Raw genomic sequence first — 12765 nt, 5'->3', positions numbered from 1 at the left:
GTGGAACAGCAACTGCCCTCCCGAGCGGGCGAACGGCAGATAACCGAGCTCGTCGAGCACGATCAGGTCGAGCCGCGACAGCTGCGCCGCCAGGGTCCCGCCTTTGCCGATCCGGGTCTCCTCTTCGAGGCGTGTCACCAGTGAAGAAGCCACCAACCGCCAGTTGATCGCTCGCCACGAGTTGGCCGAGTGTCGGGGGTTTGGCGTATTCGAGCCATTCGCCCATTGCGCGTTCGAACCCAACATTGGTTGCCAATCGGCGCATATGTGCAGCTGCCCCGTCTGAGCCGCCGAAGCGACCGACGAGAGGCTCGGCGCCGGTTAGCGACATGACTCGCCGCTGGTTTAAATACCAACAGCTCAGGTCGAAATCGGGGGGCGATGGCTCATTCATCTCTGTTATCTCCTCGGCATCTATTTCGACCTTCTTTCGATTAGCGAAAGTAGAATTTGCCGCTGTGTCCGCTTGTATGCGTGCGTTCATCGTGAGCCTCGCTATAATTCCTCCGTCTATGCCCGGACGCTTAAGTAATTATTGCGCATCGCAGCACGCGATCGGGGCCGATCCGACAGCAGGCGGACAGCCGGCCTCCCGTGCAAATGCCTATCCGATTGCGTGATTGCGTCTAATGCGCTATGAGAATTCGCGAGCGTTTTTGAGATTTCCAACACTCGAACCACCCCAGTAGAAGTTGACGCGGGCCATCAATTGGGCCACCATTTTGCCTGTCGCGGATAATAATTTTTCTTTTCAAAATCATAGACTTAAGTATCGAGTCCTCTTCTGGGCACCATTTCCCGTCCGACGGGGTGCTGATCACGACGAAGCATCCATCAAGGTCTGATGCCTAGAGATACGCTCGATGTCCCGGGATGTTCAAGCCATCAAACTTTCATCCCGACGCATAGCGATCACCGATATTTTCCGGGGATTTGGTGACGGCCCGCATTCGATTCTTCGCCGGGAGTGTCCAAACCGGCGCCGCGATAATGGTCGCGGCCGTTCGTTGCCGAACGATGCTTGTTTTCCCGTCAACGCGCTGTTACAGGCGCGCCTCGTTGCCGCTTTAGCTCAGTTGGTAGAGCACATCATTCGTAATGATGGGGTCACAGGTTCGAGTCCTGTAAGCGCACCATCCCTTCCGCATGATCAATGGCTTTGGTTCGCGCATTGGCGCGGTGGTGCTGTCGCGCGCTTTGGGTTGAGCGGTGGCGCCCACCATTTTCCGTGTGGCGCGATGTGCCACCCCTTGGCGCCGCAAGCGCGTCCGAGCGGCGCTTGGGACGCACTTGGTGGCGGGCAAAAGCGGTGGGATTTCACTTGGTTCGGTGACCTGCTTTATGTGACCTAGTACGTTTGTCATTCTAGTGGGGCCTCGCTGGCGCTTCTAGGGTCCGCCGCGGGCGCCTTTGCCATCTGGCGGGCTGCGCGGGGAACGGACTATCATGAATCTGGCGGTTTTGCGCACGGCGATGGCGCGTTGGATGACGATTGCGGTGCTGGTCGTGTTTGGCGCGATGTTGCCGCAGACGGCTGACGCGCAGCATACATCGACCGAATGCCCGCCGCAAACGGCGACGGTGGCCTATGGCGGAACGGTCAGCATTGATGCAACAGACTGTCACGCCGGTTTCGGGCTGGGCAACGTTGCCTCGCCGCCAACGCATGGTACCGCTACCATCGGTCCTTTTGGGCCACAGCAGTTCATCAATTACCAGCATAATGGCAGCGGTGGAACGACAGACACGTTTCTCGTGCGCGACGGCAATGCGCCGCCCAACAATATCATCCAGGTGACGATCACGATCCTTCCGCCCACATCGTCGATTGCCATTTCGCCGACATCATTACCGCCGATGACGGCCGGGACGCCCTTTTCGCAAACGCTGAGCTCGACGGGCGGGGTGGGCCCTTATACCTATTCGCTCAGTTCTGGCAGCCTGCCCACCGGTTTGACGCTCAGTTCGGCGGGAGTTATTTCGGGCACACCCACGCTTCGCGGCACCTACACATTTTCGGTGCGGTCGCAGGATTCGGTCGGCGATTTCGCTGTAAAGGGCTACACGGGGACGGTAGCCAATCCGACATTGTTGATCACGCCCGGTTCCGCAACAGCCGCACAGAATGTCCCCTTTTCGCTTAACATCGGCGCGAGTGGCGGCGTGGCGCCCTACAGCTTTTTGCACGAAACGGTAGCCGGTCCTTTGCCACCGGGCATCACGTTGTCACCGACGGGGGTGTTAAGCGGCACGCCGACAACGATCGGGACGACCAACTTCCAGATCCGCGTGACCGATGCGAGCACCGGGCCGGGCAGCTATTTTGAACTTGAGTCGTTTTCGCTGACGGTCGTCGCACCCTCGCTCGCCATTACACCCACCACGCTGAATCCCATGATTTCCGGGACGCCGTTCAGCCAGACACTGACCGCCACGGGCGGCACCGGACCCTATAGTTTCTCCATCTTGTCGGGTGGGCTGCCAACGGGCCTGACGCTGTCCGCAACGGGGGAAATTACCGGGACGCCAACGCGTCGCGGCGCTTATAGTTTGTCGGTTCAGGCGCAGGACTCGCTCGGCGCCATCGGCATTCAGGCTTTTAGCGGGACGGTTGGATCGACGCCTCTCGTCACCACGCCGCTGACCTTTACGCTCAATCAGGGTGCGCCGGCCAATGCCACGCTGTCCACGACGGGCGGCGTTGCGCCTTATACCTACACGCTGCCGGTCGATCCGCTTCCGACTGGACTATCGTTGTCCGCAAGCGGCGTGATTACCGGCACCCCCACGACGATTGGCAGTTCGACCGTCACTCTCCGGGTGCGGGATGCGAGCACTCCGGGCACATTTGCGCAGAACTCGATGTTGACGATCAACGTCGTCAACCTGCCGAGCGTGTCGATTGCGGTATCGCCGACGAGTGTCGCCGAGGATGGCAGTGCGAATCTCGTCTATACCGTGACCCGCGACGTCGTGAGCCCCAGCCCGTTGACGGTGAACATCGGCACATCCGGTACCGCGACGAGCGGGGCCGATTACAGCGGCGGGGTTGCCAATGTCGTCATCCCGGCAAATGCGGCCAGCGCTTCGTTCACTATCGATCCAACAACGGATACGACAACCGAAGCCGACGAGACCGTGATTCTGTCAGTCACGGCGGGCGCCGGATATACAATCGGCACCCCGGCATCCGCCACGGGTACGATCGTGAACGACGATTTGCCGACCGCATCGATCGCAGTGTCGCCAGCATCGGTCGTTGAAGACGGTTCAGTTAATCTGACATACACAGTCACGCTCGATACGCCGACAGTTGCACCGATCCCAGTCAACTTCACGCTAGGCGGGACCGCGACCAGCGGCACCGACTATGCCGCGATCAATTCGCCCGTCATCATTCCCGCCGGGGCGAACAGCCAGACGATCGTCGTCGATCCCAACGTTGATGGCAGCATCGAAGCCGATGAGACGGTCATTGTCACGCTGACGTCGGGCGCAGGCTATAACCTCGGTGCCCCTGCTAGCGCGACCGGGACGATCCTAAACGATGATGTGCCCAACATTTTTGTAGATAGCGTTTCGGTGGTCGAAGGATCTAGCGGGACGACGAATGCAGTCTTTACGATCAGCCTTTCTGCGCCGGCAGCCGTCGGCGGCGTCATCTTTGACATAGGTACGATCGCGCAAACCGCCGCGGCGGGGCAGGATTTTGTCGCCACCAGTCAAACGGGCGTGACGATTGCAGAAGGCGCGAGCTCGACCAGTTTCACGGTCGCCGTGAACGGCGATTTGGCGAACGAGCTTGATGAAACCTTTGCCGTGCAGCTGTCGAATGTCGTTGGCGCGCGCGAGGGTGGCCTTCGCGGTACTGGCACTATTATCAACGATGATGCATTGCCGACGGTGTCGATCGACAGTCCGTCGATCGTAGAGGGCAATCTTGGGACGCGCACGCTCAATTTCGCTTTGACGCTCAATGCGCCGAGCGGCTTGCCGGTCGAAGTCCGCGTCAACACGGCCAACGGCACAGCGACCGCGGGCAGCGACTATGCCGCGGTGAGCAATGGCGGGTTTACCTTTCAACCGGGCGAAACCAGCAAGACGCTGCCGGTGACGATCAACAGCGACACGGCGCCCGAAGCCGACGAAAGCTTTACGGTCACCATGTCCGGCGTGACCAACGCGACCATTGGTGCGAACCCCGGCACCGGGACGATCATCAACGACGATGTGCCGCTTGATATTCAGCCTGACACGCTGCCGAACGGGACCGTCGGCATCCTGTACAGTGCGATCCTGACCACCGATGGCGGCACGGCGCCCTATAGCTATGCGGTGACCGCGGGTACCATACCCGCGGGGCTGACCTTTGACTCGAACGGAACCCTGTCCGGAACGCCGATCGCCGCGGGCAACGCCAACTTCACGATTACGGCCACCGACAGCAGCGGCACGCCTGGACCCTATTCGGCCAGCCGCAACTATACGGTGACGATTGCGCCGCCGTTCATCGAACTGGTGCCGTTGACGCTGCCCAACGCGACCTTTGGCGTTCCCTATAGCCAGGCAATTACCGTCGACGGGTCGATCGGGCCATACAGCTTTGCGGTTACCTCGGGCAGTTTGCCGCCCGGGCTCACCCTCGCGTCCGACGGCACGCTGGCCGGGACGCCAACCCTGGGCGGGCCGCGCACATTTACGATCACGGCAACCGACGCGACGCCCGCGCCAGGACCGTATAGCGGCGCGCGCGCCTACACGCTTACCGTCGATGTTCCGGCGCTCGTCCTGCCGACCACGACCTTGCCCGATGGCGCCACCGATGTCGCCTATTCGGCGCAGATCAATCCGGCGACCGGCGGCGTGGCGCCCTACACCTATGTCGTGACGTCGGGCGAACTGCCCTATGGCCTGACGATGTCGGCGTCGGGGGCGATCACCGGCACGCCGACGACGGCCAATCTGTTCGGTTTCGTCGTCACAGCGACCGACAGCAACAGCGGCACCGGCCCCTCGGTCGTCCAGCAAAGCTATTCGATCAATATCGTCAACACGCCGCCCGTCGTCGGCGCCGTCACCGCGAGTGTGCCCTATGGAGCCGGACTGACCCCCATTCCGCTCAGCATCACCGGCACCGCCAATTCGGTCGCGGTGGTCACGCCCCCCACCAATGGCCGCGCCGTGGTCGATGGCATGACGATTAGCTATATCCCCGATACCGGCTTTGCCGGAGCCGACAGCTTCACCTATCTCGCCAGCAACAATGGCGCCAATTCGGCCCCGGCGACGGTGACGATCAGCGTTGCCAATCCGGCGATCACGGTCACCGCGGGCGGGCCGCTGACCGCGACGGTCGGCACGGCTTTCAGTCAAACATTCACCTTCAATGGCGGGACCCAGCCCTTCACCAATTATCAGGTCACCGGCCTGCCCGCCGGGATGCAGGCGGGGAGCAGCGGCGTTAACACCGTCGAGATCATCGGAACACCGACCAGCGCGGGCAGCTTTACGCTCACCGTCTCGGCGACCGACGCTTCGACCGGCACCGGGCCGTTTAATGCCAGCCAGACCTTCACCCTTGTCGTTGCGGGACCGGCGTTCACGATGACGCCGGGGGCGGGGACGCTGACCGCGCCCTATAATGCCGCATTCGCGCAGGCCTTTAGCGCCAGTGGGGGTGTCGGGCCGTTCACTTATGCGCTGACGGGTGCCTTGCCCGCCGGCCTGAATTTCAGCGGCAACACGCTCAGCGGTACCGCAACCGCTCCGGGCAGCTACCCGATCACCGTTACCGCGACGGACACCGGCTCGACCGGGGCCGGTTCGCCGTTCACCATCGCTCAGGCCTATACGATCAACGTCCCCGCACCGACGATCAGCATCGCGCCGGAAACGCTACCCAACGGCAGCGTCGGGGCGAGCTATAGCCAGTCGGTCGTCGCGTCGGGCGGGGTCGCGGCTTATAGCTATACGGTGACCGCGGGCGCACTGCCGCCCGGCATGACCCTGTCGGGCAGCGGCGCTATCGTGGGTACCCCGACGGCGGGCGGCACCTATAATTTCACCCTCACCGCGACCGACGCCAATGCGCAGAGCGGTAGCCGCGCCTATAGTTTGACGATCGGCGCCGCGATCATGTCATTGCCGCCGACAACGCTGGCGGCCGGCCAGGTCGGTTTTGCCTATACGGCGCCGCTGAACCCGGCGACCGGCGGCACGGCGCCCTATAGCTATGCGGTGACCGGCGGGGAGCTGCCCGGCGGAACGACGCTGTCGGCGGGCGGGGTGCTTTCCGGTACGCCAACGGCATCCGGTGCCTTCAACTTCACGGTTACGGCAACCGACAGCAGCACAGGCAGCGGCCCCTATACGGCGACGCAAAACTATTCCCTGCAAATCGAGCAGTCCCCGCCGGTTGCCAACCCGGTGTCGGCGACGGTCGCCTATGGCAGCGCGGCGAACCCGATTGCGCTGACAATCACGGGTGGCGCGGCTGCGAGTGTCACGATTGCCGCGCCCCCCGCCAACGGGACTGCCGTCGCCAGCGGCACCAGCGTCACCTATGCGCCGAATGCGGGTTTCGCGGGGAGCGACAGCTTCACTTACACCGCGACCAACCCGGGCGGGACCTCGGCTCCGGCGACCGTGACGATCACGGTCGGCAACCCGGCGATTACGATCGCGGCGGAGGGTCCGCTCACCGCGACGGCAGGCGTGGCGTACAGCCAGACCTTTACCTTCAGCGGCGGCGCGCAGCCCTTTGCTGGTTATCAGGTCACGAACCTGCCGACCGGGCTGGCGATCAGCGCCAACAGCGCAAACAGCGTGACCGTGTCGGGAACGCCGACCAGCGCGGGCAGCTTTGCGCTGGCTGTCTCCGGCACCGATGCCTCGACCGGCAGCGGCCCGTTCAACATGGTTCAGACCTTTACTCTTGTGGTCAACGCGCCGACCCTGGCGCTGACCCCCGCGACGGGCAGCTTTACCGCCAATTATGCGGCGGCGTTCAGCCAAGCAATTACCGCGACCGGCGGGGTCGGTCCCTACAGATACAGCTTGACCGGCAATCTGCCGGCGGGCGTTACGCTCAATCCGTCGACCGGACTGCTTTCCGGGTCCCCGACGGCGTCGGGATCGTTCAACTTTGCGGTCACTGCCACCGACACGGGATCGACCGGGGCCGGGGCGCCGTTCACGGCGCAGGGCAATTACAGCCTGACCGTCGCGGCGCCCTTGGTTGCGGTGACGCCCACCAGCTTGCCGGTCGCCACGGCGGGCGCCACCTATACGGCGACGCTGACCGCCACCGGCGGGGCGGCGCCTTACAGCTTTGCCCTCGGCGGCGGCGCGCTGCCCGCAGGGCTGTCGCTGTCGGCGGGCGGAATCGTGTCAGGAACGCCGACGGCAGCGGGCAATTTTGCCTTCACCGTCAACGTCACCGACGCCAATGGCCAGGTCGGGTCCGCCAATTTGACGCTGGCGGTCGGCAACACCGCGATCACGATAACCCCGGCGACGCTGCCCCGCGGCACGCAGGGTGTCGCCTATAGTCAGCGGGTGACCGCGACCGGTGGCATTGCGCCCTACCGCTTTGCCGTGAGTTCGGGATCGCTGCCGCCGGGGCTCACGATCGACGCAGCGACCGGGGTCATCGCAGGAACCCCGACCGGATCGGGCGACACCAGCTTTGCGATAACGGTCACCGACAGCACGGGCGGCACGCCATCGACCGCGACGATCACCTACACCCTACAGATCGTCGCGCGGCCCAATCCCGCCAACGATCCCGAAGTGCGCGGACTGATCCAGGCGCAGGTCAATTCGGCGCGGCGCTTTGTCGATACCCAGGTCGGCAACTTCAATCGTCGGCTGGAGGGGCTGCGCCGTGGCGGCGGCAGTGGCGGATTTAGCAATTCGCTGCGGATCAACGCATCGGATCATTGCATCGATACCATCACCGCATGGACCAACCCGGTTTGTGCCAATGCGGGCGGCAATGGACTCGGCGGCGCAAATCGCCAGCCGGGCGGTTTGGGCGCAAATACCCAAGCCGGCTCGCTAGCGGGCGGGATGCTGGGTGGCGGTGCAATCGGCGCGGCGGCACCGTCAGCTGAACAGGCGCAGGCGGCGGCGGGTGGCGCAGGGTCGGGCAACGCCGCCATGCCGCTCACGATTTGGGCCGGTGGCACGATCCGCTGGGGCGATCGCGACGAAAAGACCGGGCGTCCGTCCGAACGCTTCGAATCCGAAGGGGTCACCTTTGGCGCCGATTATCGGTTCAACTCTTCGTTCGTCGCCGGCATCGGCGTCGGCCTTGGCCGCGAGACCACCGACATTGGTCGCAACGGATCGCAGAGCGAGGGCGAAGCCAAAACGCTGGCCATGTATGGCAGCCACCGGCTTGGCGGCGGTATCTATGTGGACTGGTTGGCAGGCTATCAGTGGCTCGATTTCGATCTGCGCCGCTATGTCACCTTGTCGGGCATGATGGTCAACTCGTCGCGCAGCGGCCGCCAGTGGTTCGGTTCGGTGTCCGCGGGCGCCGATATCGAAAGCGGCGACTGGCGCTTCACCCCTTATGCGCGGATTGATGCGCAGCGCGGTACGCTCAACGGCTATACCGAAAACAGCGGCTCGGTGTTCGACCTCACCTATCTGGATCAGGATGTCGCGTTCACATCAATCGGGGCGGGCGCGAAAGTCGATTATCGTATCGCGGTCGAGAACGGCTTTTTCCTGCCGCGCTTGCGTCTGGAGTATCAGCGCGACGTCGAACGCGACGGTCAGGCCTTGGTCGCTTATTTCGACCAGATATCGGGACCGTTCAACGCCGTCCCGCTGACCGGCTACGCGCGCAGTCGTCTGTTGACGGGATTTGGAGTCGAGATGATGATCGGCGACCGAACCGCGGTCGATGTCGAATATACGCGTCGCCAAAATAGCGGCGCGGGGGCCGATCAGGGCGTCTTGATCAACATCAAACAGGCCTTCTGACCATGCGCCACGCCATCGCCGCGTGTCAGGGGCGATGACGGCCTGCTCCTTGTGGCGGACGCGCGGAAAAATCTGTGCCACACCGCGCTCCGTGGGACGAAGGGCGGTACGTCATCGCGCTCGACAACCTGCGGACTGTTCAGCTCGGCATGGCGCTTTGGCTTCGTGATGATAAAGTGGCCGGCTGACCGTTCGCTGTGAGAGAAAAGCTTATCGCAAAGATGATCTTCCGCCGCCTGAAAAGCACCCCGATCGAAGAGCGGTCGGAGGAGATGCAGGCGTGGATCCGCATGTTCATCCTCATGCTCGTTTCCGCTTATGCGATCGGCGCGAGCATCATCACTTCGCCCGAACAGCGGATTCAGCCGTGGGCGATCGAAGTGCTCACCTATTTTGCATGTTACGCCCCAGTCGCTGCCGGGCAGCTATATCTGATCATTCGCTTTCCCGGCCATTATCCGGCGCGCCGGATTTTCGGGATGATCAATGATTTTGCGGGGCTGGGGTTCGCGCTCATCGCGGGGGGCGCCGCGATGCTGCCTACTTACGCGATCATCATGTGGGTCACCGTCGGCAACGGCCTGCGTTATGGGTCGCGCTACATGATCATCGCGGGTGTGATGGTGCAATTCACGCTAGCCGTGATCACGGCGCTGACGCCTTATTGGCGCGCCAATCCCATCCTGGTGTTTACCCTGTCGCTGACGACATTAATCGTACCGATCTACATCCAGACGCTGCTTCGTGATATCGAGCAAGCGCGCCGCGCCGCCGAGGAGGCGAACACCGCAAAATCACGTTTTCTGGCCCAGGCCAGCCATGACCTGCGCCAGCCGGTTCATGCGATCGGGTTATTCCTCAACAGTCTGACCCAAACCGGTCTGGCGCCCGAGCAGCGCACCATCGTCGATCGGATCGATCGATCGTTACAGGGGGTTGCCGAGCTGTTTCGCTCGCTGCTCGATATTTCCACGCTCGACAGCGGCGCGGTGACGCCGAAGCTTGAACCGGTGGCCATCGCCCAGCTGTTCCGTATGCTCGAACAACAGAATCAGGTCAGCGCGCAATGGGCCGGGGTCGATCTGCGCTTCGTTGCCTCGCGTCGCATCGTGTTGGCCGATCGGGCGCTTTTGCTGACCATGTTGCAAAATCTGGTGTCGAACGCGATCAAATATGCCCCGCGCGGTCCAGTTCTGGTCGGCTGTCGCCCGCGCGGCGACAATGTTTCGATTTGGGTCGTCGATCGCGGCCCAGGCATCGCGGCCGAGCATTTGCCGCGGCTGTATGACGAATTTTATCAGATCCGCAAATTGGGCAGCGCCGATATGCAGGGTGTCGGGCTGGGCCTGTCGATCGTCAAGCGATTGGGCGCGCTGATGGGTCTTGATGCCGAAATACGCTCAACGCCGGGGCGGGGGACGGGCGTCGCCATTCACGGGTTGGCCGCGGCCGCTGCGTTGCCGTTGCGCACGGTTGATCGCAACACCAGCTATGCCGTGCCGCTGCACGGCCTGCGCATCCTGCTCGTCGAAGATGACATCGATGTGCTTGATGCGACGGCCGACCTGCTGCGGACATGGGGCGCCGATGTTGCCGCCTGGTCCACGGTGCCGCCGCACGCGCAGCCATGCGATCTGATTGTCACCGATTTCGACATCGGGGGCGGGGTGACCGGTGCTGACTGCATCGCACTCCACCGCGATCAAAACCCGGCCCCGATGGCAATCGTGATGACCGGGCATGATGAAATAGCGATTGAGCAAAGGATCGCCGACGCGAGCGTTCTTATCCTCAAAAAACCGGTGCAACCCGCGGAGTTGCGGTCGGCGATCGCGGCTTTGCGCAGCCGCCGGGGGTAGGACGGAGCGGTTTTACGATGCGGCTATTGAATGCCCATCGCACCGGCCTTTGTTGCGGCTTCCGACCGCGTATGCGCGCCCAATATCCGCAGCAGCGCCGATACATGAATCCGCACCGTAAACGGCGATATGTCGAGTTGACGGCCGATTTCCTTGTTGGTCTTGCCCATCGCCAATTGGGACAGGACATCGCGCTGACGCGGGGTGAGTTCCTGAACGCGGGGCTGCGATGGCGGCAGCGGCGGAGCAATGGAAGACGTCTCTGGCACCAGGACCAGCGTATCGCCGTTTCGCACTGCCTTGATTGCCGATACCATCGCATCGGATGGCATGGCCTTGCCAATGAAGCCGTCGGCGCCTTGCTGCATGACGCGCCGGATCGTTTCGGAATCATCCGACATGGAAATGATGATGATCGACGAGGTGGGAAACTGACCGCGAAGGGTGGAAATGGTGGTCGCGGGGTCCATCCCCGGGAACATCAGGTCGAGGATGAAAACGGCGGGCGCGGCGCCGACGCTGGCCAGCGCCATAATCTCATCGACATTGCCCGCTTCGACAACATTGGCGTGCGGAAACGCGCCGCTGACCAGGCGACAGATGCCGTCGCGGAACACGGGGTGATCGTCGGCAACCAGAATTCGTTCGACGGTAGGCATTTGCATGGCGCACTGAAACTCCACTGTCGCCAAATATGGCGGCGTCAGTCGTCACTTGGTCGCGCAATGCCACCGCCGATGCCAGCACCATGAGGTACTGGTTCGCATTTCCCCGGCGGTGTAGGAAGGGGCTCGCATCACTGCGAGCCCCTTCGCCACCAAGCGACCCTTTGGCGGATGGGAATCTCTGGTGTCGTTTCGCCCGCAAAGGGCGCGAGGGGGGAGCGCCGGCGGGCATGACCCCAAAAATTGAAGGTTCAAATTGACGCTATCGGCAGTTGGCCGCAACCATCGCGATGGGCTAGCACGTCATGGAATTTCTAGGCGCGGCTGGCGATCCTGATCGTCCGCCATGATCAGCAACAACAGGATGATCAGCGCGGCGCTATATTCGACGCCGCCGGTACCATGTTCGCCGACGAACCAGCCAGCATGGCGGTGGATCAGGACAATGCCGCCCACCGCAATCGCCAGCAGCGCTGCCGCCGCGGGGCGGACAAAGCGGCCGACGATCATCAGGAAGCCCGCCACCAGCTCGGTCAGGGTGATCGCCCATACCAGCGCTTCGCCGGCAGGAAATCCTTGTCCTTCCATGAACTGGCCGAACCGAGGGATCGTGCCATTGGCGACCCGCACCACCGCATGCGCCATGAACAATCCCGCCGTCATGACGCGGGCGAACAAAATCGTCGGTCGGGTAAGGCGGCTGGATGACGGAAAGCGGGCGATTTTCATCCGCATGGCGCGAACCACCGTGTCCGCCGCGGCGCGGCAACCTGCGTAGTGCACGGTTGCGCTGTCGCGGGCCGAAGCGGGATCATCTCCAGCCGTCCCAGCACGCCGAGAGGATCGCCACCCAGGCATAAGCGATTGCCACACTCGAACCCAATCCCAGCGTCGCGGCCAGCCGCTGCGTCGCACCGCCGCCGAATGCAAAGGCATTCACGCCAAATGCTCGAAAAACATAGGCGAGGGGATTGAGCCAGCCCCCCAGGATCATTGCCCACACGGCCGACGGCGCAGGTTCGACGGCAAAGACGATGACAAGCCCACCCGCCAGCCCCTGCATCAACCCCAGCATCAACCAGTCAAGATGCGCGGCGCCAAATTGTTTGAAATTCATGCCCTGGAGCAGTTGGCGCCCCCATGGCTGCATCGGCACCAGCATCAAAAAACCGAGAAAGGTGGAAAAAAGCATCGAGGCGGCGCCCGAAAAGAGCAGCAGTTTGGCGATTTCGATCGTGTCCATCGGC

5 protein-coding genes, 1 tRNA gene and 1 pseudogene are annotated in these 12765 nt (G+C 62.8%); 3 read left to right on the top strand and 4 right to left on the bottom strand.

All coding sequences use genetic code 11. The annotated features are described in order from the left end of the window. Nucleotides 1-141: pseudogene (locus VGN68_RS12615) on the bottom strand (ATP-binding protein); the annotation flags it as partial. Nucleotides 142-1061: 920 nt separating this feature from the next. On the opposite strand from VGN68_RS12615, the gene VGN68_RS12610 reads away from it, so the two are divergent. The 3 genes from VGN68_RS12610 (at nt 1062) to VGN68_RS12600 (ending at nt 10853) form a co-directional block, all read left to right on the top strand. Continuing rightward, a tRNA-Thr gene (locus VGN68_RS12610) sits at nt 1062-1136 on the top strand. 310 nt (nt 1137-1446) lie between these two features. After that, complete coding sequence (locus VGN68_RS12605) at nt 1447-8994, top strand: putative Ig domain-containing protein (RefSeq protein WP_327477193.1); 7548 nt, start codon at nt 1447-1449, stop codon at nt 8992-8994. A gap of 221 nt (nt 8995-9215) precedes the next feature. After that, nucleotides 9216-10853 carry an ATP-binding response regulator gene (locus VGN68_RS12600; protein WP_327477191.1) on the top strand — a complete coding sequence of 546 codons (1638 nt, stop codon included), beginning with the start codon at nt 9216-9218 and terminating at the stop codon, nt 10851-10853. Nucleotides 10854-10876: 23 nt separating this feature from the next. Here VGN68_RS12600 and VGN68_RS12595 read toward each other — a convergent pair whose 3' ends face one another. The 3 genes from VGN68_RS12595 to VGN68_RS12585 all read right to left on the bottom strand — a co-directional run bounded on the left by VGN68_RS12595 (nt 10877) and on the right by VGN68_RS12585 (nt 12761). Further along, nucleotides 10877-11518 carry a response regulator transcription factor gene (locus VGN68_RS12595; protein WP_327477189.1) on the bottom strand — a complete coding sequence of 214 codons (642 nt, stop codon included), beginning with the start codon at nt 11516-11518 and terminating at the stop codon, nt 10877-10879. Between the two features lie 303 nt (nt 11519-11821). Beyond that, nucleotides 11822-12253 (bottom strand): DoxX family protein, encoded by a 432-nt coding sequence (locus VGN68_RS12590; protein WP_327477187.1) that lies wholly within the window; start codon nt 12251-12253, stop codon nt 11822-11824. A gap of 76 nt (nt 12254-12329) precedes the next feature. Continuing rightward, on the bottom strand, nt 12330-12761 hold the full coding sequence (locus VGN68_RS12585) for a hypothetical protein (RefSeq protein WP_327477185.1): 432 nt from the start codon (nt 12759-12761) through the stop codon (nt 12330-12332). Between the last annotated feature and the right edge of the window lie 4 nt (nt 12762-12765).

This window comes from Sphingopyxis sp. (assembly GCF_035998965.1).
Classification (GTDB): domain Bacteria; phylum Pseudomonadota; class Alphaproteobacteria; order Sphingomonadales; family Sphingomonadaceae; genus Sphingopyxis.
Note: the sequence above shows the minus strand (reverse complement) of the source record. Positions and strands in the feature narration are given on the sequence as shown.